A 24,906-nucleotide genomic window follows, 5' to 3' on the forward strand; every position below is an offset into this window, starting at 1 on the left:
CCAGCCATTCACCGTTGAGAGGCATTCACATGCGGGTTACGAAGAAGTACCTGGCGACGGCCGTCATTGCCGCCGCGACCATCGCACTGGTCGGGTGCGCACCCACCACGGCTGCCGGCGGCGACGCCGGGGCGACGGATGCCGGTGCGCCGGTCAAGGTCGCGATGATGACGAGCCAGACCGGCCCGCTCGCCGCCTACGGCGCCGCGTACACGGCCGGCTTCGAAGCCGGACTCGACTACGCCACCGACGGCACCGGCACCGTCGACGGACGCGAGCTCGAGATCGAATGGGCCGACGACCAGGGCAACCCCGACACCGCCGTCTCGAAGGCGAAGGACTTCATCGGGCAGGGCTACCAGATCCTCGCGGGCACCGCGGCGTCGGGCATCGCCACCGCGCTCGCCGAGCAGGCCGCGCAGAACCAGATCCTCTACATCTCGGGCCCGGCGGCCGCCGACGCCATCACGGGCGTCAACGAGTACACGTTCCGCTCGGGTCGCCAGACCTACCAGGACGTCGCGACGGCCGGTACGTTCATCGGCGACCCCGCCGGCAAGAAGGTCGTCGTCTTCGCGCAGGACACCGCCTTCGGCCAGGGCAACCTCGCCGGCGTCCAGGCCGTGCTCGGCGGCCAGGGCGCGACCGTCGAGGGCGTGCTCGTCGCCGAGGATGCGACCGAGTTCACTCCGTTCGCACAGCAGCTCATCGCCGCGGCGCCCGACCTCGTGTTCGTCGCCTGGGCGGGCGCGTCATCCGGCGCCATGTGGACCTCGCTGGCGCAGCAGGGCGTGTTCGACGCCGTTCCGGTCGTCACCGGGCTCGGCGACGTCGCGACCTACGGCGCCTACGGCGACGCGTCGAGCGACATCTCGTTCCTGAACCACTACTTCGGCGGCGCGGCGGGCACCGAGGTCGAGGCTGCGATGATCGAGTCGCTCGAGGCGGCCGGCGCGACCCCCGACCTGTTCTCGCCCGACGGGTTCGTCGCCGCGCAGATGATCGTGCAGGCCATCCGCGAGGGCGGCGACACGGTCGACGGCATGATCGACGCGCTCGAGGGCTGGACGTTCGACTCCGTGAAGGGCGAGATCACCGTGCGCGAAGAGGACCACGCGATGATCCAGCCGATGTACCAGGCGAAGCTCGTCGAAGACGGCGGAACCTGGGTGCCCGAGCTCGTCGACACGGTCGACGCCGAGACCGTCGCCCCGCCGGTCGCCGGCGAGTAGCGACTCCGAGTGCGGCGGCCGCGGAGAACCGCGGCCGCCGCCCGCACCCACCACCACCCGACGCAGTAAGGCGACCATGACCGACCACGCGGTGCTCAGCCTCGAGCACATCGGCCTCCGCATCGGGGGTGCGCGCATCCTCCACGACGTCTCGCTCGAGGTCGCGCCGGGCGAGATGCTCGGCGTCATCGGGCCGAACGGCGCAGGCAAGACGACGCTCTTCAACGTCATCTCCGGCGTCGCTCGGCCCACCGAAGGACGAGTGCGACTCGATGGCGCCGACGTCACGAACACTCCGATCCACCGTCGGGCCGCGGCCGGCCTCGGTCGCACCTTCCAGACGTCGAGCCTGTTCCCCGCGCTCAGCGTGCTCGAGAACGTGCGGCTCGCCGCGCAGGCGCACGCCGGCGGCGCGGCATCCGTCTTCCGGATTCCCCGACGGTCGGATGCCGCGACCGGGCGTGCCCTCGAGTGCCTCGCCGAGGTCGGGCTCGCCGAGCGCGCCGACGCCGACGCGTCGGGCCTCGCCCACGGCGAGAAGCGCAAGCTCGAGATCGCCATGCTCATCGCCATGGACCCGAAGGTGATCCTCCTCGACGAGCCGATGGCGGGGGTCTCCTCCGGCGACGTGCCGGCGATCACCGACGTGATCCGCGGACTGCATCGCGGCGGCCGCACGGTGCTCATGGTCGAGCACCACATGGAGGTCGTGCTCGGGCTCGTCGACCGCGTGGCCGTCATGCACCACGGCGAGCTCCTCGCCGTCGACACCCCGGAGGCCGTCATGGCGAACCCCACCGTGCAGTCCGCGTACCTCGGGGAGGCGGTGTGAGCGAGCAGCAGTCGGCCGCGCCGATCCTCACGGTCTCGCGCCTCTCAGGTCGCATCGCCGGCCAGCAGGTCGTCGAGGACGTCTCCTTCGAGGTGCCGGCGGTCGGCGTGACCGCCCTCCTCGGCCGCAACGGCGTGGGCAAGACCTCGACGATCAAGTCGATCCTCGGCCTCATCGAGCGAACCGGTGACGTGACCCTCGGCGGAGTCCGCATCGACCGCATGCCGACCCACCGCATCGTGCAACAGGGTGTCGGCTACGTGCCGGAGGACCGCGAGGTGTTCGGCTCGCTCACCGTGGCCGAGAACCTCCGCCTCGCCGAACGCGACGACCATCCTCGACGCGACCTCGTCGAGCAGCTCTTCCCCGATCTTCTCGAACGCCGTGCGCAACGAGCAGGCACGCTCTCCGGAGGGCAGCAGCAGATGGTCTCCCTCGCCCGGGCCCTCATCAACGAGAACCGGCTCCTGCTCGTCGACGAGCCGACCAAGGGGCTCGCCCCGCGCATCGTCGACGAGGTGGCCACCGCGCTCGCCGAAGCGGCGCGAACCGTCCCGATCCTCCTCGTCGAGCAGAACCTGCACGTCATCCGCCGGCTCGCCGAGCGCGTCGTCGTGCTCTCGGGCGGCCGGATCGTCTTCGCGGGTGACGCCGCCGAGCTCCTCGACGACGAGGCGCGCATCCAGCGCTACCTCGGCGTGCACGACGCGGCAGATCCTCACGACGCGGCAGACCCCCACGACACGGCTGAGGGGAGCACCCGATGAGCACCGTCATACTCCTGGTGATCACGGGCCTCGGCCTCGGCGCGCTCTACTTCCTCGTCGCGAGCGGCCTCTCGCTCATCTACGGCCTCATGGGCGTGCTGAACTTCGCGCACGGCTCGTTCCTCACGATCTCGGCCTTCCTCGGCTGGGAGGTCGGCCGCCGCGTCTCAGACGGAACCTGGTGGGGCCTCGCGATCTCGGCGCTCGTCGGCATCGCCGTCGGCGCGGTCGTCGCCGCCCTCACCGAGTACCTCCTCATTCGGCGGCTGTACGAACGGCACATCGAGCAGGCGCTCGTCACGGTCGGCCTCGCACTCGCGAGCGTCGCGCTCTTCGAGGGCATCTGGGGCACCGACCCGATCTACACCGAGAACCCCGCGTGGCTCGAGCAGACCACCGAGATCCTCGGAGCGAAGATCCCGAACGACCGGTTCCTCCTCATCGCCTGCGCGCTCCTCGTGCTCGGCGGCATCGTGCTCTTCCTCCGCAAGACCCGCTACGGCCTCATCATCCGAGCCGGCGTCGAGAACCGCTCGATGGTCACCGCCCTCGGCATCGACGTGCGCCGCTCGTTCACCCTCGTCTTCGCGATCGGCGGCGCGGCGGCCGGCCTCGGCGGCGTGCTCGCGTCGGTGTACTACGGCTACGTCTCGGCCCATCTCGGGTCGACGCTGCTCATCTTCGCCTTCATCGTGACGGTCATCGGTGGCCTGGGCTCGCTCACCGGCGCCGCGATCGCGTCGGTGCTCGTGGCGGTGCTGCAGCAATTCGCCAACTTCTACCTCGGGGGCACGGGCGACCTCGTCGTCGTGGTCGCGCTCGCCGCGGTGCTGCTCGTTCGCCCGCGCGGACTCATGGGGAAGGTCGCATGAACCAGGCACTGACGGATGCTCCGGCATCGACTCGCGGCGCGGCATCCGCTCGCCGATCGCTGTGGCTCACGGTCGCCGGCATCGCGCTCGTCGTACTGCTCGCGATCCTCCCGCTGCTCGCGATCGACATCCCGGGCGTGCTGCCCGGCCCGACCTATACCCCGGGCACCCTGCAGCTGCTCGCCTACGCGATGCTCATCGCGGCGCTCGCGCTGAGCTACCGCATGATGTTCGGCCTCGCCGGGCTGCTGTCGTTCGGGCACGCGCTGTTCTTCGCGGCCGGCGCGTACGGGCTCGGCATGACCCTCGACGCGTTCGCACCGGCCGAGTGGCCGAGCGGACTCATCTTCGTCGGCTCGATCGCGGTGACGCTCATCGCGGGCATCGTGCTCGCCGCGACCGTCGGCGCGCTGGCACTGCGGGTCACGGGCATCTCCTTCGCAATGGTGACGCTCGCGTTCGCCCAGGCCGGCTCGGTGCTGATCCGGCGCAACCCGGGCAGCGCGACCGGTGGCGACGAAGGGCTCTCGCTCGACATCACGAACGTGCCTGCGGCCCTCGTCGGCGTGCTGAACACGCGCAACCTCTACTGGGTCGCGCTCGGCGTGCTCGTGTTCGTGTACCTCGTGGTGCTCTGGGTCGAGCAGAGTCGTGCCGGACGCGTCGCCGAGGCCACGCGCGAGAACGAGCTGCGGGTGCGCGTCATCGGCATCCGCCCGTACGGGGTGAAGCTGCTCGTCTTCATCGTGGCTTCCGCGCTCGCGGCGGTCGCGGGCATGGGCTACCTCCTCCTCCAGTCGGGCGCGTCGCCGCGCATCGCGACGGCCGACTTCACGCTCACGCTGCTCGTCATCGTCGTGCTCGGCGGAGTGGGGTATCGCTGGGGGGCGATCGTCGGCGGTATCGTCTACACACTGCTCGACCAGCGACTCACGGCGCTCGCGGGCTCCGACTTCATCGCGGGGCTGCCTCCCGTGCTCCGCGTGCCGCTGTCCGAGCCGTTGTTCATTCTGGGAACGCTCTTCATCCTCGTGGTGCTGTTCCTGCCCGGGGGGATCGCGGGGATCCCGCAGCGCATCCGTTCGGGCCGGAAGCAGCACCCGGCCGAAGCGGAGGAGACCGCCGATGCCTGACGGCCTGCACACGCTCGGGCGCTGGACCGGCGACCGCGCCCGCGCGACGCCCGACCGCACCGCGATCGACGATCGCGGCGTCGTCGTCACCTACCGCGAGCTCGACGCTCGCGCCGAGCGGCTTGCCGCGGCGTTCCGCGCGGCCGGCTACGCCATCGGCGACCGCATCGCCACGCTCACCGGCAACAGCGCCGATCACGTGGTGCTGTTCTTCGCCTGCGCGAAGGCAGGGCTCGTGCTCGTGCCGCTCTCGTGGCGACTGGCGCCGCGGGAGCTCTCCGCGCAGCTCGAGATCGCCGAGCCCGCGCTGCTCCTCGTCGAGACGGAGTTCGAGTCGCTCGCGAAGGCGACGCTCGCGCGGCTCGCGCGCCGCGTGCCGACCGCGGCGATCGGGGCCCACGGCGTCGAGGCCGAGGTGCCGGCGCCGTCGCGCGACGTGCTGCCTGGGCCATCCGGCCGCATCGAGGTCGCCGACGACGACGCGCTGCTCATCATCTTCACATCGGGCACGACCGCGACACCGAAGGGCGCCGTGCTCACGCACGCGAACTGCTTCTGGACGAACCTCGCGTTCTCGCGCATCGTCGAGCTGCGCGCGACCGACACGGTGCTCGCGGTCATGCCGCAGTACCACGTCGGCGGTTGGAACATCCAGCCGCTGCTCGCCTGGTGGACGGGTGCGACCGTCGTGCTCGAGCGCACCTTCGACCCCGGCCGAGTGCTGCATCTCATCCAGGAGCGGCGCATCACGACCATGATGGGCGTGCCCGCGAACTACCTCTTCCTCGCGCAGCATCCCGACTTCGACGGCACGGACCTGTCGAGCCTCGAGCACGCGATCGTCGGCGGAGCGCCGATGCCGCCCGCGCTGCTGCGCACCTGGCACGCTCGCGGCGTGGCCTTGACGCAGGGGTACGGGCTCACCGAGGCCTCGCCGAACGTGCTGTGCCTGCCCGACGAGCACGCCCGGAGCCGCGCCGGCTCAGCGGGCAAGCCGTATCCGCACGTCGACGTCGCGGTGGCGGACCCCGTTTCCGGCGAGCACCTCGACGCCGCCGCCGAGGGTGAGCTGCTCGTGCACGGGCCGTCGGTGTTCGCCGGGTACTTCCGCGACGACGCGGCCACGGCAGCGGCCCTCCACGACGGTTGGCTGCACACCGGTGACCTCGTCCGGCGCGACGCCGACGGGTTCTTCACGATCGTCGACCGCATCAAGGACATCTACATCTCAGGGGGAGAGGGCGTCGCCCCCGCCGAGGTCGAATCGGTGCTCATGGCACATCCGGCCGTCGCCGATGTCGCCGTCGTCGGGGTGCCCGACGAGCGCTGGGGCGAGGCCGGCGTCGCGTGGGTGGTCGTGCGTCGCGGCCGGGTGACGGATGCCGCAGAGCTCGAGTCGTTCGCCCGTGACTTCCTCGCCCGGTTCAAAGTGCCCCGCGACGTGTACTTCATCGACGAGCTGCCGAGGTCGACCGCCGGCAAGGTGGTGCGTCGACACCTCGTCGAACGGGCGGCGGCATTCGCCGCGCAGGCCGCGCACACCCCGGCTGCCCGAACGGAGGACCGCCGATGAGCGCCCAGCCCCGCACCGCCCGCGGCGAGAAGACGCGGCGACGCCTGCTCGAGGCCGCGGAGCACGTGTTCTCGAAGCACGGGTACCACGAGGCATCCGTCTCGCGCATCACCGACCACGCCGGCGTCGGCCAGGGCACCTTCTACCTCTACTTCGACACGAAGCTCGACCTGTTCGACGAGCTCGTCGAAGACCTCAACCACCGGGTGCGGCAGGCGATGAGCGAAGGCACCCGCGGTGCATCCAGCCGCATCGAGGCCGAGCGGGCCGGCTTCGCCGCTTTCTTCCGCTTCACGGCGGAGCATCCGGCCCTCTACCGCGTCGTGCGCGAGGCCGAGCTCGTCTCGCCCGAGGCGCTGCGCATGCATTACACGCGAATCGTCGAGGGCTACATCGACGGACTCCGTGAGGCGAGCGCCGACGGCGAGATCGGCGACATCGACCCGACGGTCGCCGCATGGGCGCTCATGGGGATCGGCGAGATGATCGGCATGCGCTGGGTGCTCTGGGGCGACGGCGACGCTGCTCCGGGCAACGACGCCGACCCCACCGCGAGCGGCACCCGCGAGGTGCCGCCGCACGTGCTCGACGAGATGATGCGCTTCATCTCCGGAGCGCTCGGGCGCCCGGAACTGGTACGAGACCGACGCGAGAGCGCGGGGGAGAAGGAGGAATCGTGACCGATCTCAGCGGGCGACGCGCGGTCGTCACCGGGGGTGCGAGCGGCATCGGCGAGGCATGTGCGCGTGCGCTCGCGGCGGCCGGGGCCCACGTCGTCATCGCCGACCTCAACGGCGAGGCCGCATCACGCGTGGCGGCGGAGCTCGGCGGCGACGCCTGGCAGGTGGACCTCGGCGACACGGCCGCCCTCGCCGACCTCTCGCTCGACGCGGACATCCTCGTGAACAACGCGGGGATCCAGCACGTCAGCCCCATCGAGGAGTTCGACCCCGAGCGGTTCGCGCTCATCCTCCGACTCATGCTCGAGTCGCCGTTCCTCCTCATCCGGGCGGCCCTGCCCGGCATGTATGCGAAGGGGTTCGGCCGGGTGATCAACATCTCGAGCGTGCACGGCATCCGCGCGTCGCCGTTCAAGTCCGCCTACGTCGCGGCCAAGCACGGGCTCGAGGGCCTCTCGAAGGTCACGGCGCTCGAGGGCGGACCGCACGGCGTCACCTCGAACTGCCTCGACCCCGGGTACGTGCGCACGCCGCTCGTCGAGAAGCAGATCGCCGACCAGGCGCGCGTGCACGGCATCCCCGAGGCGGAGGTCCTGCCGAAGATCATGCTGACCGAGTCCGCGATCAAGCGGCTCGTGGAACCCGCAGAGGTCGCGAGCCTCGCCGTCTGGCTCGCCGGCCCCGACGCCGGCATGGTGACGGGCGCGAGCTACACGATGGACGGCGGCTGGAGCGCCAGATGAGCTACTCGACCTTCACCGCACCCGTCGCCGACGGGTCGCTCGCGGGCGGCCAGTGGAATCCGGATGCCGCCGGCACCCCGGTGCTCGCCGTGCACGGCATCACCGCCAGCCACCGCAACTGGGACCTGTTCGCCGAGGCGCTGCCCGAGCGCCGCGTGATCGCGCCCGACCTGCGGGGCCGCGGGCGGAGCAACACCCTGCCCGCCCCGTACGGCCTGGAGCAGCACGCCGACGACCTCGCGGCCGCGCTCGACGCGCTCGGGGTGGCACGAGCCCTCGTCGTCGGTCATTCGATGGGCGCGTTCGTCTCGGTGACCTTCGCCGAACGGCATCCCGACCGGGTTGCGGGGCTCGTGCTCGTCGACGGCGGCATCCCCGTGCCGAACCCCGACGGCGTCGCGCCCGAGGAGCTGCCCGCGGTGCTCCTCGGCCCAGCGCTCGAGCGGCTCTCCATGACGTTCGCCGATCGTGCGGCCTACCGGGACTTCTGGCGGCGGCATCCGGCGCTGGGCCCGTACTGGAACGACGCGATCGAGGCGTACGTCGACTACGACCTCCAGGGCTCGGCACCCGAGCTGCGCAGCAGCGCGTCGGCCGACGCGGTCGCGGTCAACGCGGTCGAGCTCGACGGCGCGGGCGGCTACGCCGAGGCCCTGCTCGCCGCGCCTGGCCCCGTCGACTTCTTCCGCGCCCCGCGCGGCCTCCAAGACGAAGCGCCGCTCTACCCAGAGGCGCTCGTCGCCGAGTGGGCCGAGCGGATGCCGCAGCTCGTCGTCCATGACGTCGCCGACGTCAATCACTACACGATCGTCATGACGGCGGCCGGCGCCGGTAGCGTGATCCCTGTGATCCGTGCCCGACTCGGGGCCGTCGACACACAGGAAGGTGCATCGTGACACTCGACAAAGTCGTCGGGTCCGCTCAAGAGGCGGTCGCCGACATCCCCGCAGGAGCAAGCCTCGCCGTCGGCGGGTTCGGTCTCTGCGGCATCCCGATGGTGCTCATCCAGGCACTGCTCGACTCGGGGGTCGACGGGCTCTCCGTCGTCTCGAACAACTGCGGCGTCGACGACTGGGGCCTCGGCGTGCTGCTCGCGAAGCAACGCATCGCGAAGATGACCTCGTCGTACGTCGGCGAGAACAAGGAGTTCGAGCGGCAGTACCTCTCGGGGGAGCTCGAGCTCGAGCTGACTCCGCAGGGGACGCTCGCCGAGAAGCTGCGGGCCGGCGGCAGCGGCATCGCCGCGTTCTTCACGCAGACCGGCGTCGGCACGCAGGTCGCCGAGGGCGGCCTGCCGCGCCGCTACCACCCCGATGGCACGATCGCGGTGGCGAGCCCGGTGAAGCCCGTGCAGACCTTCGAGTTCGCGGGCACACCGCGCGAGTTCGTGCTCGAAGAGGCGATCACGACCGATTTCGCCCTCGTGCACGCCCTGAAGGGCGACCGGTACGGCAACCTGGTCTTCGACAAGTCGGCCCGCAACTTCTCGCCCCTCGCGGCCATGGCCGGCCGCATCTGCATCGCGCAGGTCGAGGAACTCGTCGAGCCGGGCGAGCTCGACCCCGACGCCGTGCACCTGCCCGGCATCTACGTCGACCGCATCGTGGTCGTCGGCGCCGACATCGAGAAGCGCATCGAACGTCGCACCGTGCGAGAGGGGAACTGAGATGGCACTCACACGTTTCGAGATGGCCGCGCGCGCCGCGCGCGAGCTCGCCGACGGCTCCTACGTCAACCTCGGCATCGGCCTGCCCACGCTCGTGCCGAACTACGTGCCCGAAGGGGTCACGATCCTCCTCCAGTCCGAGAACGGCATCCTCGGCGTCGGACCGTACCCGACCGAGGCCGAGGTCGATCCCGACCTGATCAACGCGGGCAAGGAGACCGTGACGGTGCTCCCCGGCGCCGCGTACTTCGACTCGGCCACGAGCTTCGGCATGATCCGCGGCGGCAAGATCGATGCGGCCATCCTCGGCGCCATGCAGGTGTCGGCCACGGGCGACCTCGCCAACTGGATGATCCCCGGCAAGATGGTGAAGGGCCCGGGCGGCGCGATGGACCTCGTGCACGGCGCCAAGCACCGCATCGTGCTCATGGAGCACGTCGCACGCGACGGCTCGCCGAAGATCGTCAACGAGTGCTCCCTGCCGCTCACGGGCAAGGGCGTCGTCGACCGCATCATCACCGATCTCGCCGTCATCGACGTGACCCCGGATGGCCTCCGGCTCGTCGAGCTCGCGCCGGGCCTCACCATCGACGAGGTCGTCGCGGCCACCCAGCCGCCGCTGCTCACCGACTGAAGGAAGAGCATGATCGACACGATCCTCCCGGGCATCCAGACGTTCCAGGTGAAGACGCAGCGCCTCACGGCGAACGTGCTCGAGCGACCGTCGGATGCCGCGACGACCACGGTCGTATTCCTCCACGGCAACGTCTCGTCGTCGCTGTTCTGGCAACCGCTCATGCTCGAGCTTCCGAGCCATGTGCGCCCGCTCGCGATCGACTTGCGGGGGTTCGGCGACACCGACGTGCTTCCCGTCGACGCGACGCGCGGCGTACGCGACTTCTCCGACGACGTGGCATCCGTCATCGACGCCCTCACGCCCGGCGCGGTGCACGTCGTCGGCTGGAGCATGGGCGGCGGGGTCGCCATGCAACTGCTGCTCGACCGGCCCGAGCTCGTGGCGAGCCTCACGCTCGTGGCGACGGTCTCGCCGTACGGGTTCGGCGGTACCGCGCTCGACGGGACTCTGCTCGTCCCCGACGCCGCAGGCACCGGCGGCGGGGGAGTGAACCCCGACTTCGTGACGAGACTCGCGGCGGGCGACCGCAGTGACGAGCCCGGCTCACCGCGCGCCGTCTTCCGGTCGAGCTACGTGGCGCCCGGGTTCGTCTCGGACCTTGAAGACCTCTGGGTGGAGTCGATGCTCACGACTGCGACGGGGCTCGACAACTATCCCGGCGATTCGACCGTGTCCGAGCACTGGCCCGGGTTCGCGCCGGGCGGCCGGGGCGTGCTCAACACCATGGCGCCGACGGTGTTCGACGCCACCGGCATCGTCGACGTCGATCCGAAGCCGCCGGTGCTCTGGATCCACGGCGTGCACGACGCCATCGTCGGCGACGCGTCGTTCTTCGACCTGAACCAGCTCGGGACGGCGGGCATCATCCCCGGCTGGCCGGGCGACGACGTGGCCCCGCCGCAGCCGATGATCGCTCAGACGCGAGCCGTGCTCACCCGCTACCGCGACGCGGGCGGACGGTTCACCGAGCTCGAGCTCGAGGACTGCGGCCACTCGCCGCACCTCGAGCACCCCGACGTCTTCCGCCACGCGCTGCTCGCGCACGTCGGCACTGCAGAGGTCGGGGAGTTCGGGCGCGAGACTCGGGCCCGGAAGCGGACGAAAGACTCCGATATGAAATCGTGACCCCGCGCACGACGCGAACGGCCACCATCAGGTGCGACCATTGCGCACGGGTATCTCGGAGGGGGACGAACCATGGCACAACTGAGCACGAGCCGGTTCACGGCTTGGATCGCGACCGTGGCCGGAGTCCTGCTGCTCTCGGGCTGCATGTCGGGCTCGGCGATGTCGCCGACCGGCACCCCGACGACCGCCGCCCCGAGCCCGACCGCCGTCGACCCCACCCCAACGGAATCTGAGGACCCGCTGGCGAGTGTCACCGCTCTCGTGGCTCGAGCCGATCGCCTCGAGCTGCGAGACCTGACCGGGTCTGTCGTGGCGACCATCGACTACATGTCGGCTCCCGGCGCCGTGGCCGTGCTCACGAACGTGTTCGGCGAACCGCCGGTCGACGAGGAGTACTTGGGCGGCAATCACTTTCCCGACGGCGTGATACATCGGTGGGGTGGGGCGGCGCTGCAGGAGCGCTTCTACGACGAGGAACAGCGGGTGAACGCCGATCTCAACAACCTGGTGTGGCCCCGTTTCGCGGTGATCTTCGAGGCCCCCGAGTCGCTCGGCATCACGTTGACGACGGACACGGGCATCACGGTGGGCGTGACCCACGCCGCCATCAGCGCCGAGCTCGATCCGGCGCTGTGGAGCTGCATGGGTCCCGCCGTCGACGTCATCGAGATCGAACGCGAATCAGGTCCGGTGAAGATCGGCGTCGCGCTCTCGGAGCTTGTGATCGACGAATCCGGTGCGTACACCGGCGAGAAGGTGGCCGGCGTCACGAAGATCGTCGCGCCCGAACCGGTCGCGTACGGCTGCGCCTGACGTCCCGCCCCCGAGGGCGGCGCGCGTGCACGGCGAGAGCCGCACTATAACTCCCGGTTCCCCCGAATGGCAGGGGGTGGGATGAATCGAGTTCCGGCCGAAGACTGGAGCACCGGCGAGAGTCGTCCGGTCGAGGTCGGTCGTCGACGCCGTGCGCAGCGGTCACCTCGAGGCATCCGGTATCGAGGAGGGCATCGTGGCCGAAGACGGAGCCAGCACGAACCTGGCGGACGCGCCGGAACCCGACGACGAGCGCAAACCCGACTCGCCCCGCGAGGTGACGAAGCGTTCGTGGAAGTACGTGCTGCGGAAGAGCTTCCGCGAGTTCATCGACGACCAGTGCCCCGACCGCGCCGCCTCGCTCACCTACTACGGCGTCCTGGCCCTCTTCCCGGGCCTGCTCGCACTCGCCTCTCTGCTCGCGCTCGTCGGCCAGGGCGAGCGTGCGATCGACTCGTTGTTCGGGATCCTGCAGCAGGTTGCCCCGGGCGAGGCGCTTGACGTCATCCGTGAGCCGCTCGAGGACTTCAGCACCTCGCCGGCAGCCGGGCTCGGGTTCGTCACGGGCCTCCTGCTCGCGATCTGGTCGGCCTCGGGCTACGTCGGCGCGTTCAGCCGGGCGATGAACCAGATCTATGAGATCGACGAGGGACGTCCGTTCTGGAAGCTGCGGCCCATGCAGCTCATCGTGACCATCGTCACCCTGGTGCTCGTCGTCGTGATCGCGGTGATCCTCGTGATCTCGGGACCGGTGACCGAGGCGCTCGGCGATGCGCTGGGCGTGGGCGAAGCCGTTGAGGTCGTCTGGGAGATCGCCAAGTGGCCCGTGCTGGCCTTTGCCGTCATCCTGGCCATCGCGATCCTCTACTACGCGACGCCGAACGCGAAGCAGCCGAGGTTCCGCTGGATCAGCGTCGGCGCCGTCGTCGCGATCGTGGCGCTCGTCATCGTGTCGGCGGGCTTCGCGCTCTACGTCGCGAACTTCTCGAACTACGACCGCACCTACGGCTCGTTCGGTGGCGTGATCGTCTTCCTCCTCTGGCTCTGGCTGGCCAACTCCGCGCTGCTCTTCGGCGCCGAGTTCGACGCCGAACTCGAGCGCGGACGACAGCTGCAGGCGGGCATCGAGGCCGAGGAGGACATCCAACTCCCACCGCGTGACACGCGCAAGAGCGAGAAGGCCGCGATGAAGCAGAAGGAGGACATCGAGCTCGGCCGCAAGATCCGGCTCGAGCACTCCGACGTCGACACGGATGACGCGGGCACGACCGAGGAGTCCACCCGTACTCGCGACCGCTGACGCTGCGCCTGACATCCGCTTCCCAGCCGTTGAGCACTCCGGCGGAAGTAGACTCGAGTCGTGCCTGCTGTGAATCTCGGAATGCCCAAAGTCCCTGAGGTCCTGGCCCCGCGACGCAAGTCACGCCAGATCAAGGTGGGCAAGGTGCTCGTCGGCGGCGACGCCCAGGTGAGCGTCCAGTCGATGACGACGACGCCGACGACGAACATCAACGCGACCCTGCAGCAGATCGCCGAACTCACGGCATCGGGCTGCGACATCGTTCGCGTGGCCGTGCCCAGTCGCGACGACGCCGAGGCGCTGCCGATCATCGCGAAGAAGAGCCAGATCCCCGTCATCGCCGACATCCACTTCCAGCCGAACTACGTCTACGCCGCGATCGACGCCGGATGCGCCGCGGTGCGCGTGAACCCGGGAAACATCCGCAAGTTCGACGACCAGGTCGCCGAGATCGCGCGGCGCGCGAAAGAGGCCGACGTCTCGATCCGCATCGGCGTGAACGCCGGCTCGCTCGACCCGCGCCTGCTCCAGAAGTACGGCAAGGCCACGCCCGAGGCGCTCGTCGAGTCGGCGGTCTGGGAGGCGAGCCTCTTCGAGGAGCACGACTTCCACGACTTCAAGATCTCGGTGAAGCACAACGACCCGATCGTCATGGTGAAGGCCTACCGCATGCTCGCCGAGCGCGGCGACTGGCCCCTGCACCTCGGCGTCACCGAGGCGGGCCCGAGCTTCCAGGGCACGATCAAGAGCGCGACGGCGTTCGGCATCCTCCTCGGCGAGGGCATCGGCGACACCATCCGCGTCTCGCTCTCCGCTCCGCCGGTCGAGGAGGTCAAGGTCGGGCTGCAGATCCTGCAGTCGCTGAACCTGCGTGAACGCAAGCTCGAGATCGTGTCGTGCCCCTCATGCGGGCGCGCCCAGGTCGACGTCTACAAGCTCGCGAACGACGTCACCGACGGACTCGAGGGCATGACCGTGCCGCTTCGCGTCGCCGTCATGGGCTGCGTCGTGAACGGGCCCGGCGAGGCGCGCGAGGCCGACCTCGGCGTGGCATCCGGAAACGGCAAGGGCCAGATCTTCGTGAAGGGCGAGGTCATCAAGACCGTGCCCGAGTCCGAGATCGTGGCGACCCTCATCGAAGAGGCGAACCGCATCGCCGACGAGATGGGCGCCGACGCGCCCGTCGGCTCACCCCAGGTGCTCACCCCGTAGTGGCCCGCGCCGCCCGCGAGTATGGTGGGCGGCATCGGATGCCCCGACGCGGCATCCGCGCGAGAGGGGGTCCGTGATGAGCGGAGACGGCACCGAGTTCGAGTACCCCGACCAGGCGGGATACCCCGACGGCATGGGCACCCTGCATGAGGGCACCGACGACGCCGCGACGGCCGCAGCCGACGACGTCGAGGCGTTCGCCATGGAGGACGAAGAGGACGTCGACGGCGACTGAACCGCGGCGGCGCGTCAGCGGTCGGCAACGCCGTTCTCGGGGTTCGTGGCTGCGCTCGTCGTCGAGTCGACCGTCGCGCTCAGTCATCGCCGCCACTGCCCGCGGGTTCGGGGGCGCCGCCGGAAGCGGTGTCCGCCTCGACCATCTCGTCGCCCGCGGGGATCTCTTCCGGCAGGGGCAGGTCACCGGCGCTCGGCCGATCGCCGTGCGTGTTCGCGCGGCCGTCGGGCGTCGGGTCGGGTTCGGACGGGGTGATCTCAGCATCGGACACGGGCATCTCCTCTTCTCGATGAGTGGTTGAACCTGTCGGCTGTTGCTCGTCGCGCATCGCCTCCGCGAGCCGCGGCCAGAATGCGGCGAGGGTGGCCGCGCCCTTCTCGAGCACGTCGAGTCGAACGCGCTCGTCGGAGTCGTGCCACCGGTCGCTCACGAGTCCCGTGCCGAAGAACACGAGCGGTGCGTCGAGGGTGCGGGCGAGGAGCTCCGCCGGACCGCCGCCCGCGTTGCCCATACGCCCGACGAAGTCGACGCCGAACCCGATTCGCATCGCCTCGTCGAGTGCTTCCACGGCGGGATGAGCGGGCGTGCGGTAGGGCGCTTCGGCGGTCTTCCGGGCGATCGAGAGCTCGGTCCGGATGCCGCGTGCGTCGGCCTCGGCCTCGACCCAGCGTTCCAGCTGCCCGGCGACCGCCTCCGGCGACTGGCCGTCGACGAGCCGGATGCTGAGCGAGGCGGTCGCCGACGCCGGGATGACCGCTCGGGGCAGGTCGTCGAGATCGCCGCCCTTGATGCTGATCACCTCCAGCGCAGGCCGGGCCCAGAGCAGTTCGGGGATCGAGTATCCGTGCTCTCCGGTGACCCGCATCGTGTCGGACTCCGCGAGCCACCAGGCGTCATCGACCTCGAGTGCCGAGTACTGCTGGCTCTGCTCGGCCGTCGGCGTCGTGACGGCGTCGTAGAAGCCGGGCAGGGTGATGCGACCGTCCTCGTCGTGGAGTCGGGAGATGAGCCGCGCCAGATCGACCACAGGGTTGGGTGCCGGCCCGGACACCGCGCCGCTGTGCACGTCGTGCGCCGGCCCGAGCACTGTGAGCTCGGCGCCGATCATGCCCCGGACGCTCGTGGTCAGGGCGGGGCGTTCGGGGTCGAGGAGGGTCGTGTCCGAGTACACGATGAGGTCGCACGTGAGGTCGTCGGCGCGCGCCTCCATGAGCTCCGCGAGGTTCGGCGAGCCGGTTTCCTCCTCGCCGTCGACGAGGAGTTTCACGGTGACCGGTGGTGCGGAGCGACCATCGCCGAGCAGGGCGCGAAGCCCCCACAGGTGCGCGATGACCTGCGCCTTCGCATCGGAAGCCCCGCGGCCGAAGAGGCATCCGTCGCGTTCGATCGGGGTGAACGGCTGGGTCTCGTTCCAGGATTCGCCGATCACGGCGCGCACGTCATGATGGCTGTAGACGAGGACAGTTGGGGCAGTGGCATCCGCCGGCCATTCGGCGAACACCGTTGACGTCTCGCCCTGCTGCCACACCTCCGCGCGTGGAAACCCGACCGCGCGGCAGAGACCGGCGAGAGCGTTCGCCGAGCGGGGAAGGTCGTCGACGTGGTCGGGGTCGCCGGCGATCGAGGGGATGCGCACCCACTCGGCGAGGTGATCGATGAACTCGCGACGATGTTCCTGCAGGGCGCTGCGCATCCGGTGGTCGGTGAGGATGGTCATGGCGCCTCGTCGAACGTGACAGCCGGCGTTCGGGCCGGCGGGCTCGTTCGGAACCCGACGAGCTTGTGCGAGCCGTCGCAGAACGGGCGGATGGCGGACGCGCCGCAGCGGCAGAGTGCGAACGTGCGACGGTTCGGCTGCACGGGCTCGCCGTCGTCGTCGAACAGCGCGAGGTCGCCGCGAACGAGCAGCGGTCCGTCGGGACAGGCCGTGATCGACACGGGGCGGGCGGATGCCTCGGCGCTCATGCCAGCGGCATCCTCAGCGCTGACTCGCCCCGCTCGAACCGTTCGCGCAAGCCACCCCAGAGGCGGCCGTCGAGCGTGAGGCACGCCGCAGCACCGAAGAGGATGTCCTTCGCGACCTGCGGTTCGTCACGGGCGAGGGAGCCGGCGAGATCACGCGCGGCGAGCTGCTCGTGCACCGCGTCGGCCTCGACGTGCTCGACGAAGTAGTCGGTGACGTCCTCGCCGAAGCCGAGCCGGCGCAGCCCGTTCGCGTACGCGCGGCAGGGGAGCGACGAGGTCATCTCGTAGGCGGCGAGGTGACCGACGATCGCACCGCGGAGGCGCCGATGCAGTCCGAAGAAGGACATCAGGTTCATCGATGCGTAGACGGTGACGGGCACGTGGTCGGCGTAGGCGCCGTAGCGATCATCGAGCCCAGCGCCGCGCAGTGCGTTCGCGAAGATCGTGGCGTGAAGTCGCTCGGCGCGGCCACCGCCGTACTCGTCGGCCTGGATCTCGACGAGGGCGGATTTCGCCGCCCCATGCAGCCGGGGGATGGCCCAGCTGTGCGGGTCCGCCTCCTTCAGCGTGTAGATCGTGCGGCACGCGAGTATCTCGAGCACCTGCTCGGACGTGGCCTCTCGTTCGACGAACGCCGACAGGCTCGGCCCGTCGTCGGCTCCGACGAGGGCGAACAGCGCCTCGGGCACGTCGCGGGTCGCGATCGGCTGGGGCACCGAGTGGCGCAGCGCGTCCTCGAACTCCCGCTCGATCGGCCCGCGCACGGCGAGCAGGCGCGGGTCCCACTCCCACGTGTCGGGCACGCCCTCGAGGCCGCCGTAGTGCAGTTCGTACGTGAGAAAGAGCGCCAGTTGCAGGTCGTCGTCGCCGATCACGTCATCGGATGCCGCGAGCGCCTCCGTCGCCGCAACGGCGAGTTCGCCGACCGGCGCATGCTCCGGACCCGTGAGCTGGGCGACGAGCGCCTCCGTGACCGGACCGCGCGGGCTCGGCAGCGCCATCGGGCGCATCGGGCTCGCGGTACTCGCTGCAGGGGTCGGTGTGGCGCCGGGTCGAGCATCGGCGGTGATCGTCATGCCAGGCTCCCTCGCTCGCGTCGTGTCTCCACCGTAGAGAGGGATCACGCCCCTGTCAGGGGCTTGACCGGCCGAACCGTGAGCGGTAGCCGCCGCGGGCCGCGGCGCTTCAGGGTCGGGCCGCGCGGAACCGCACCTCGCCCGCCCGGATGTCGGCGTGCTCGAGCACCACCTCGAGCCGCGCGCCCGCGCGGGCAGCGGGCGTCGCGGGGCATGTGGCCGTCACGGCCGGTTCGGTGAGCTGGATGATCGCGTTGTCGCCGCGGAGCTCGAGCACCGTGGCGGTGAATCGCTCGCCCACCCGGTCGGAGAGCACGGCGGCTTCGACGAGTGCGACGGATGCCGCGTCGAGGCGGCTCGCCCGCTGCGACGACGCACCCATGAGTGCCGGAAGCTCGTGGAGCGAGTCTCGTGCCCACGCCGGCACCTCTCGACCCGCGACGAGCGCTTCGCACACGACGAGTCCCCAGCGGTCGACGAGGCGGCGCAGCGGCGCGGTGACGTGCGCGTACGGCGCGGCGAGCGCCGATTGCTCGGGGTCGGCGGGCACGTCGCCGTCCATCGCCTCGTAGCCCGCCCCGCGAAAGAGCCCGCCGGCCGCCTGCAGCACCGCGAGCGCTGCCGGGCCGTCGTGATCGAGGCCGCGCAGGTACTCGCCGTAGGTCACCGATTCCGGCCACGGCCGGCCGAGGGCCTCGGTCTGTGTGCGGAACGCCGCGATGCGCTCGGGGGTCGGCTTGGGCATGGTGCGCAGGATTCCGATCCGGGCCTCGACCATGACGGCGGCGGCGGCCATGCCCGTCATGAGCGAGAGCTGCGCGTTCCACGCCTCGACCGGGAGGAGGTGTCGTCGCTTCAGCGCGTAGCCGCCGTCGGAACGGACGATCTCCTCCTCGGGTGAGTTGAGGCTCGCGCCGCCGCGCGCACGTTCCTGATCGATGCGGGCGAGCCCGACCTCGCGGAGCAACGCGAGCGGTTCGCCGTCGGCGGCATCGATGCGGGTCTGGGCCTCGTCGTAGCTGAGCTGCTCACGCGACCGGACGTGGGCTCGCTCGAGCCCGGTTCGACCGATGGCGCCGGTCTCGTCGAGTTCGAACGACCAGACGTAGGCGGTGCGGTCGACGCCCGGAAGGAGCGAGACCCGGTCTTCGCTGAGCACGGGAGGATGCATCGGCACCCGCCCGTCGGCGGCGTAGAGCGTCTGCCCGCGCTCGCGAGCCTCGCGATCGACGGCCCCGCCCGCGAGCACGAAGCCCGGGACATCCGCGATCGCGTAGTGCACGAGGAAGCCGCCGGGGCGCCGGGCGATGTGCAGTGCCTGGTCGAGATCCATCGACCCTGCGGGGTCGATCGTGACGAACGGGATGTCGCGGCGGTCGACCGTCGGCGGCGGTGAGGCGGATGCCGCAGCATCCGCCTCGGCGAGCACGTCGGGCGGGAACCCGGTGGGCAGGTCGAGCGACGTGCGGAGCTCGGCGAGCGCCACGGCGAGCTCGCTCTGCGCGGCGGACGCCGCGATGCGTGACCGGCGCGGTGACATGCGCCAAGCCTAGGCGGGACGCGCAATTAGAATCATCGGGTGCCCACACGCCTTTCGAACTACTTCCTCCGCACCCTCCGCGAAGACCCGGCCGACGCCGAGGTCACGAGCCACCGCCTGCTCGTTCGCGCCGGCTACATCCGCCGCCAGGCGCCAGGCGTCTTCGCGTGGCTGCCGCTCGGCCTGCGGGTCAAGGCGAAGATCGAGGCGATCATTCGTGAAGAGATGACGAATGCGGGTGCGCACGAGGTGCACTTCCCCGCGCTGCTGCCGCGCGAGCCGTATGAGGCCTCGGGCCGGTGGGAGACCTACGGCGACGGCATCTTCCGTCTGAAGGATCGAAAGGGTGCCGACTACCTGCTCGCACCGACACACGAAGAGGCGTTCACGCTGCTCGTGAAAGATCTCTGCAACTCGTACAAAGACCTGCCGCTGTCGATCTACCAGATTCAAGACAAGTACCGCGACGAGGCACGTCCTCGCGCCGGCCTCCTGCGCGGCCGCGAGTTCACCATGAAGGACGCGTACTCGTTCGACGTCTCCGACGAGGGTCTCGACGCGAGCTACCAGTCCCAACGCGACGCCTACGAGCGCATCTTCATGCGGCTCGGCCTCGAGTACGTCATCGTGAATGCCGACAACGGGCTCATGGGCGGCGCGCGGAGCGAGGAGTTCCTGCACCCGACGCCGGTCGGCGAAGACACCTTCGTGCGCTCGGCCGGTGGCTACGCAGCGAACGTCGAAGCGTTCGAGACGATCGTGCCCGAGCCGATCCCGTTCGACGGTCTGCCCGCGCCCGTGGTGCTCGACTCGCCGAACACGCCGACGATCGCGACCCTCGTCGAGCTCGCCAATGCCGAGTACCCGCGTCCCGACGGCCGCCCCTGGACCGCAGCCGACACGCTGAAGAACGTCGTGCTCGCCGTCGTGCAGCCCGACGGCACTCGCGAGGTCGTCGTCATCGGCCTGCCGGGCGACCGCGATGTCGAGATGAAGCGCGTCGAGGTGGCGTTCGCGCCCGGCGAGGCGGAGCCCGCCACTGAGGCGGACTTCGCGAAGCACCCCGGTCTCGTGAAGGGTTACATCGGCCCGTGGTCGGCCGACGGTGCCGTGCTCGGAGAAGAGTCGGCCACTGGCATCCGCTATCTCGTCGACCCTCGCGTGGTCGATGGCACCGAGTGGATCACCGGGGCGAACGCCGATCAGCGGCACGTCTTCGGACTCGTCGCGGGCCGTGACTTCGTCGCCGACGGCACCGTCGAGGCGGCGAGCGTGCGCGCCGGCGACCCCGCGCCCGACGGCTCCGGCCCGGTAGAACTGGCCCGGGGCATGGAGATCGGCCACGTTTTCCAACTCGGTCGCTTCTTCGCCGAGGCGCTCGGCCTCAAGGTGCTCGACGAGAACGGCAAACTCGCCACGGTCACCATGGGCTCCTACGGCATCGGCGTCACCCGCATCCTCGCGATCATCGCCGAAGACAACAACGACGACAAGGGCTTGATCTGGCCTGCGGCGGTCGCGCCGTTCGACGTGCACGTGCTCGCCGCCGGCAAGGACGCGGCGGTGTTCGAAGCCGCCGAGGCGGTCGTGGGCGCGCTCGAGGCATCCGGATACGACGTGCTCTACGACGATCGCCCGAAGGTCTCGCCCGGCGTGAAGTTCGGCGACGCCGAACTCATCGGCATCCCGAAGATCGTGATCGCCGGACGCGGCGTCGTCGACGGCATCGTCGAGGTCTGGGATCGCGCCACGGGCGAGCGCACGCAGGTGCCGATCGACGGGGTCGTCGCCGCGCTCGCCTGACGCCGGTGAGCGGATGTCCCGGCCGCGCTCGCGGCCGCGACCCCCACGATTCGACGCGCGTTCACCCCTCGTTCACGCCGCATCATGCGCCGCGACGGATTCCACGAGCACTGTGCAAGTGGAATCCCGACCACGAGCGTGAGGACCGATCCGTGACGATCACCGACATCCAGCTGTTTCCGATGGCCGACCACGTGCGGGGCAAGCGCTCGCCCGTGACCTGCCACTTCAAGTGCGGAAACGCCTGCCTCGGCCCCGAGTGCAACACCTCCGCGAATCCCCACTTCCGCGACATCGCCTCGGCCGCGCTGACGCGGCGCGCGCTGCTGGGCCTCGGCGCGGCGGGCGCCGTCGGCATCGCACTCGCGGCCGTGGCGCCGGCCGGCTCGGCGACGGCAGCACCCGGGGGAGCCGCCTTCGGACGTGGCAGCGGCCTGCCATTCGACGCCATCGCGCCGGTGCCCGGTGTCGTCGACGACTTCAACGTGCCGGCGGGCTACACGTGGGCGCCGATCATCCGCTGGGGCGACCCGCTCTTCTCGGGTGTGCCCGCGCTCGACTTCGACCACCAGACCGTCGAGGCGCAGGCCGGGCAGTTCGGCTACAACGTCGACTACATCGACATCCTCGCCGACCAGAGCGGCCGCACCGCGGTGCTCGCGGCGAACCACGAGTACGTGAACCCCGGCCTGATGTTCACGCCGAGCAGCGATCCCGCCGAGCTCGACCGACGGGCCGCGATCTACAAGGCCGCGCACGGCTTCTCGGTCGTCGAGCTCCGCCGTAGCAAACTGGGCCAGCCGTGGCGCTACCTCGTCGACGGCCGCCGCAACCGCCGCATCACCGCCGACACCGTGTTCGAGGTGACCGGCCCCGCCGCCGGCACCGACCTCATGAAGACCGCCGCCGACCCCGAGGGCCGCTGGGTCAAGGGCACGCTCGGCAACTGCGCCGGCGGCACGACCCCGTGGGGCACGGTGCTCTCGGGTGAGGAGAACTTCGACGGGTACTTCGCGTGGGCCGCCGACACCGCGGGCCAGAAGCGCTACCGCGCCACGCCGAGCAGTGCTTCGACCTACACGTTCGAGCGCATCGACCCTCGCTTCGACGCACATGACGCCGGCTATCTGAACGAGCCCAACCGCTTCGGCTGGATCGTCGAGATCGACCCGCAGGACCCGAGCTCCACGCCGCGCAAGCACTCGGCCATGGGCCGGTTCAAGCACGAGGGCGCCAACGTCATCATCGCCGAGGACGGCCACGCGGTCGCGTACATGGGCGACGACCAGGCGAACGACTACCTGTACAAGTTCGTGTCGAAGGGCACGTTCACCCCCGGCAAGTCGGCGAAGGCCCGGCGCAGCAACCTCGACCTGCTGAGCGAGGGCGACTTGTACGTCGCACGGTTCACGGGCAACTCGCCCGCTGCCGAGGTCACCGGCTCGGGCGCACTCCCGGCTGACGGGCAGTTCGACGGAACCGGCGAGTGGATCCCGCTCACGAGGAACGGCGAGAGCGTCGTGCCCGGCATGACGACGGAGGAGGTGCTCGTCTTCGCGCGCCTCGCGGCCGACGCCGTCGGTGCGACGAAGATGGACCGTCCCGAGGACGTCGAGCCCAACCCGAAGACGCGCAAGGTCTACCTCGCGCTCACGAACAACTCGTCGCGCACGCTCGCGAACGTCGATGAGGCGAACCCGGTCACGGGCAACCGCAACGGGCACATCATCGAGATGACCGAGACCGCCGGGCAGTCCGGCAGCACCTTCGGCTGGAACATCCTGCTGCTCTGCGGTGACCCCGCCGTCGACCAGAACACCTACTTCGCCGGCTTCCCGAAGGAGCTCGTGTCGCCGATCTCATGCCCAGACAACGTCGCGTTCGACTCCGAGGGCAACCTCTGGATCTCGACCGACGGCGCGCCGAGCAAGATCGGCTTCAACGACGGCCTCTTCAAGGTGCCGCTCGAGGGTCCCGAGCGCGGCCACGTGCAGCAGTTCCTCTCCGTCCCGCGCGAGGGCGAGACGTGCGGCCCGGTCATCCACGACCAGGAGGGCATGGTCTACGTCGCCGTGCAGCACCCTGGCGAGAACGGCTCGGTCGCCACGCCGACCTCCCACTTCCCCGATTACGTGCCCGCGCATCGCCCCGAGACCGGACTCGTGGCGGCCCCGCGGCCGTCGGTCGTGCAGGTCTGGCGCGCCTGAGCGCAGCACTGCGGGTGGGCGGATGCCGCGGCATCCGCCCACCCGCATGTTCGGCCCCGTCCACTTCGGCGGTCTCGCATGAAGCTTGCCCCCGCATCCGGTACCGTAGAGAGTTGTCCGCACCGAGGGGTACGCGGCATGAGAGCTGAATAGAGGAGGCCGGCAATGGATATCGACCTCAGTGTGCTCCGCATGATGGAGCGCGAGAAAGAGATCCCGTTCGACGAACTGGTGGAGATCATCGAGCAGGCCATTCTGATGGCCTACCTGAAGCACACCAATCCCGGCCAGCACGGCCACGCGAACCCGAACGGGGCGCGTGCGCACCTCGATCGCAAGACCGGTCACGTGTCGGTGTACGTTCCCGAACTCGACGAAGAGGGCAACGTCATCGGCGAGGCCGAGGACAGCCCGAGTGATTTCGGCCGCATCGCCGCGTTCGCTGCGAAGCAGGTCATCAACCAGCGCCTGCGCGACCTCGCCGACGACGCGGTGCTCGGCGAGTTCCGCGGTCGCGAGGGCGACATCGTCGCGGGTATCATCCAGCAGGGCCCGAACCCGCGCATGGTGCACATCGACCTCGGCACGGTCGAGGCGATCCTGCCGCCCGAAGAGCAGGTGCCCGGTGAGGAGTACCTTCACGGCCAGCGCATCCGGGTCTACGTGACGAGCGTGGCGAAGGGGCAGAAGGGGCCGTCGATCACGGTCTCCCGCACGCACCCGGCACTCGTGCGCAAGCTGTTCGCCCTCGAGGTTCCCGAGATCGCATCCGGCGTCGTCGAGATCGTCTCCCTCGCTCGCGAGGCCGGCCACCGCACGAAGATCGCCGTGCGCGCGAACCAGCCCGGCATCAACGCGAAGGGCGCCGCGATCGGCGAGCTCGGCCAGCGCGTGCGGGCCGTCACGGCCGAACTCGGCGCCGAGAAGATCGACATCGTCGACTACTCCGACGACCTCGCGACCTTCGTGGCGAGCGCGCTGTCTCCCGCCAAGGTCACGAAGGCCTTCGTCATCGACGAGGCGACCCGTGCGGTTCGTGCCCTCGTCCCCGACTACCAGCTCTCGCTCGCGATCGGCAAGGAGGGCCAGAACGCCCGCCTCGCTGCCAAGCTCACGGGCGCGAAGATCGACATCCAGCCCGACTCGGTCCTCGAGTCGAACTGACCCGACCGGCCTGCGTCGGCGGGCGAACAGCGCAGAGTGTAAGATGGAACCCGTCAGAACGTGCATCGGATGCCGTTCGCGCGCCCCACGCTCCTCACTTCTGAGGGTCGTCTCCCAGAATTCCCACGTCGTCGCAGATGCTTCGGCCGTGCTTCCGGGCAGGGGTGCGTGGTTGCATCCGACGCTCGAGTGCTACCGGCTCGCCGTGCGGCGACGCGCCTTCGGACGCGCACTCCGCATCCGTGGCGAGGTGGACACCAGCAACGTAGAGAACAGGCTGAACGGCTAATGGACAACTCATGAGCGGCTCGAAATGAGACCCGTCCGT

24 protein-coding genes are annotated in these 24,906 nt (G+C 70.2%); 20 read left to right on the forward strand and 4 right to left on the reverse strand.

Going from position 1 to position 24,906, the window contains the following annotated elements; genetic code table 11:
* The first annotated feature begins 29 nt into the window (after positions 1–29).
* The 16 genes from QFZ26_RS15740 (at position 30) to QFZ26_RS15815 (ending at position 14,823) form a co-directional block, all read left to right on the forward strand.
* On the forward strand, positions 30–1,232 hold the full coding sequence (locus QFZ26_RS15740; protein ID WP_307043762.1) for a substrate-binding domain-containing protein: 1,203 nt from the start codon (positions 30–32) through the stop codon (positions 1,230–1,232).
* Positions 1,233–1,308: 76 nt separating this feature from the next.
* Complete coding sequence (locus tag QFZ26_RS15745) at positions 1,309–2,064, forward strand: ABC transporter ATP-binding protein (protein WP_307043764.1); 756 nt, start codon at positions 1,309–1,311, stop codon at positions 2,062–2,064.
* Positions 2,061–2,831: an ABC transporter ATP-binding protein gene (locus tag QFZ26_RS15750; RefSeq protein ID WP_307043766.1), complete on the forward strand. Its 771-nt coding sequence runs from the start codon at positions 2,061–2,063 to the stop codon at positions 2,829–2,831. The genes QFZ26_RS15745 and QFZ26_RS15750 overlap by 4 nt, the downstream gene beginning before the upstream one ends.
* Positions 2,828–3,703 (forward strand): branched-chain amino acid ABC transporter permease, encoded by an 876-nt coding sequence (locus QFZ26_RS15755; RefSeq protein ID WP_307043768.1) that lies wholly within the window; start codon positions 2,828–2,830, stop codon positions 3,701–3,703. The genes QFZ26_RS15750 and QFZ26_RS15755 overlap by 4 nt, the downstream gene beginning before the upstream one ends.
* Entirely contained in the window at positions 3,700–4,836 is a 1,137-nt protein-coding gene (locus QFZ26_RS15760; protein WP_307043770.1) for a branched-chain amino acid ABC transporter permease, read from the forward strand. Before QFZ26_RS15755 ends, QFZ26_RS15760 begins: the two co-directional genes overlap by 4 nt.
* The gene (locus tag QFZ26_RS15765; protein ID WP_307043772.1) at positions 4,829–6,409 is read left to right on the forward strand and encodes a class I adenylate-forming enzyme family protein; all 1,581 of its coding nucleotides are present in this window, start codon (positions 4,829–4,831) and stop codon (positions 6,407–6,409) included. Before QFZ26_RS15760 ends, QFZ26_RS15765 begins: the two co-directional genes overlap by 8 nt.
* Positions 6,406–7,089, forward strand: a complete 684-nt coding sequence (locus QFZ26_RS15770; protein ID WP_307043774.1) for a TetR/AcrR family transcriptional regulator — start codon at positions 6,406–6,408, stop codon at positions 7,087–7,089. Before QFZ26_RS15765 ends, QFZ26_RS15770 begins: the two co-directional genes overlap by 4 nt.
* The gene (locus tag QFZ26_RS15775; RefSeq protein WP_307043776.1) at positions 7,086–7,832 is read left to right on the forward strand and encodes a 3-hydroxybutyrate dehydrogenase; all 747 of its coding nucleotides are present in this window, start codon (positions 7,086–7,088) and stop codon (positions 7,830–7,832) included. Before QFZ26_RS15770 ends, QFZ26_RS15775 begins: the two co-directional genes overlap by 4 nt.
* Positions 7,829–8,728, forward strand: a complete 900-nt coding sequence (locus tag QFZ26_RS15780; protein ID WP_307043778.1) for an alpha/beta hydrolase — start codon at positions 7,829–7,831, stop codon at positions 8,726–8,728. Before QFZ26_RS15775 ends, QFZ26_RS15780 begins: the two co-directional genes overlap by 4 nt.
* Positions 8,725–9,498, forward strand: coding sequence for a CoA transferase subunit A (locus QFZ26_RS15785; RefSeq protein WP_307043781.1), 774 nt, complete (start codon positions 8,725–8,727; stop codon positions 9,496–9,498). Before QFZ26_RS15780 ends, QFZ26_RS15785 begins: the two co-directional genes overlap by 4 nt.
* 1 nt (position 9,499) lies before the next feature.
* A complete protein-coding gene (locus QFZ26_RS15790) occupies positions 9,500–10,132 on the forward strand; it encodes a CoA transferase subunit B (RefSeq protein WP_307043783.1) in 633 nt (210 codons plus the stop codon).
* A gap of 9 nt (positions 10,133–10,141) precedes the next feature.
* On the forward strand, positions 10,142–11,260 hold the full coding sequence (locus tag QFZ26_RS15795; protein WP_307043786.1) for an alpha/beta hydrolase: 1,119 nt from the start codon (positions 10,142–10,144) through the stop codon (positions 11,258–11,260).
* A 72-nt stretch (positions 11,261–11,332) separates the two neighbouring features.
* Positions 11,333–12,076, forward strand: coding sequence for a hypothetical protein (locus tag QFZ26_RS15800; protein ID WP_307043788.1), 744 nt, complete (start codon positions 11,333–11,335; stop codon positions 12,074–12,076).
* A gap of 196 nt (positions 12,077–12,272) precedes the next feature.
* Positions 12,273–13,376: a YihY/virulence factor BrkB family protein gene (locus tag QFZ26_RS15805; RefSeq protein WP_373460728.1), complete on the forward strand. Its 1,104-nt coding sequence runs from the start codon at positions 12,273–12,275 to the stop codon at positions 13,374–13,376.
* 81 nt (positions 13,377–13,457) lie between these two features.
* Complete coding sequence (ispG, locus tag QFZ26_RS15810) at positions 13,458–14,588, forward strand: flavodoxin-dependent (E)-4-hydroxy-3-methylbut-2-enyl-diphosphate synthase (protein ID WP_307043790.1); 1,131 nt, start codon at positions 13,458–13,460, stop codon at positions 14,586–14,588.
* A gap of 76 nt (positions 14,589–14,664) precedes the next feature.
* Positions 14,665–14,823, forward strand: coding sequence for a hypothetical protein (locus tag QFZ26_RS15815; RefSeq protein WP_307043792.1), 159 nt, complete (start codon positions 14,665–14,667; stop codon positions 14,821–14,823).
* A gap of 79 nt (positions 14,824–14,902) precedes the next feature.
* Here QFZ26_RS15815 and QFZ26_RS15820 read toward each other — a convergent pair whose 3' ends face one another.
* The 4 genes from QFZ26_RS15820 to QFZ26_RS15835 form a co-directional block, all read right to left on the reverse strand.
* Complete coding sequence (locus tag QFZ26_RS15820) at positions 14,903–16,540, reverse strand: M20/M25/M40 family metallo-hydrolase (protein WP_307043794.1); 1,638 nt, start codon at positions 16,538–16,540, stop codon at positions 14,903–14,905.
* Entirely contained in the window at positions 16,537–16,788 is a 252-nt protein-coding gene (locus QFZ26_RS15825) for a CDGSH iron-sulfur domain-containing protein (RefSeq protein ID WP_307043796.1), read from the reverse strand. Before QFZ26_RS15825 ends, QFZ26_RS15820 begins: the two co-directional genes overlap by 4 nt.
* Positions 16,785–17,864: an iron-containing redox enzyme family protein gene (locus tag QFZ26_RS15830; protein WP_307043798.1), complete on the reverse strand. Its 1,080-nt coding sequence runs from the start codon at positions 17,862–17,864 to the stop codon at positions 16,785–16,787. The genes QFZ26_RS15825 and QFZ26_RS15830 overlap by 4 nt, the downstream gene beginning before the upstream one ends.
* A gap of 109 nt (positions 17,865–17,973) precedes the next feature.
* Positions 17,974–19,404, reverse strand: coding sequence for an RNB domain-containing ribonuclease (locus QFZ26_RS15835; RefSeq protein WP_307043799.1), 1,431 nt, complete (start codon positions 19,402–19,404; stop codon positions 17,974–17,976).
* Between the two features lie 39 nt (positions 19,405–19,443).
* Between QFZ26_RS15835 and QFZ26_RS15840 the strand changes: the two genes are divergently transcribed.
* The 4 genes from QFZ26_RS15840 to QFZ26_RS15855 all read left to right on the forward strand — a co-directional run bounded on the left by QFZ26_RS15840 (position 19,444) and on the right by QFZ26_RS15855 (position 24,867).
* The gene (locus tag QFZ26_RS15840; protein WP_307043801.1) at positions 19,444–21,207 is read left to right on the forward strand and encodes a proline--tRNA ligase; all 1,764 of its coding nucleotides are present in this window, start codon (positions 19,444–19,446) and stop codon (positions 21,205–21,207) included.
* A gap of 182 nt (positions 21,208–21,389) precedes the next feature.
* Positions 21,390–23,414: a PhoX family protein gene (locus QFZ26_RS15845; protein ID WP_307045107.1), complete on the forward strand. Its 2,025-nt coding sequence runs from the start codon at positions 21,390–21,392 to the stop codon at positions 23,412–23,414.
* A 165-nt stretch (positions 23,415–23,579) separates the two neighbouring features.
* Complete coding sequence (nusA, locus tag QFZ26_RS15850) at positions 23,580–24,578, forward strand: transcription termination factor NusA (protein WP_307043803.1); 999 nt, start codon at positions 23,580–23,582, stop codon at positions 24,576–24,578.
* Between the two features lie 43 nt (positions 24,579–24,621).
* On the forward strand, positions 24,622–24,867 hold the full coding sequence (locus tag QFZ26_RS15855; RefSeq protein WP_130351151.1) for a YlxR family protein: 246 nt from the start codon (positions 24,622–24,624) through the stop codon (positions 24,865–24,867).
* The last annotated feature ends 39 nt before the right edge of the window (positions 24,868–24,906 follow it).

Source organism: Agromyces ramosus (assembly GCF_030817175.1).
Lineage (GTDB): Bacteria > Actinomycetota > Actinomycetes > Actinomycetales > Microbacteriaceae > Agromyces > Agromyces ramosus_A.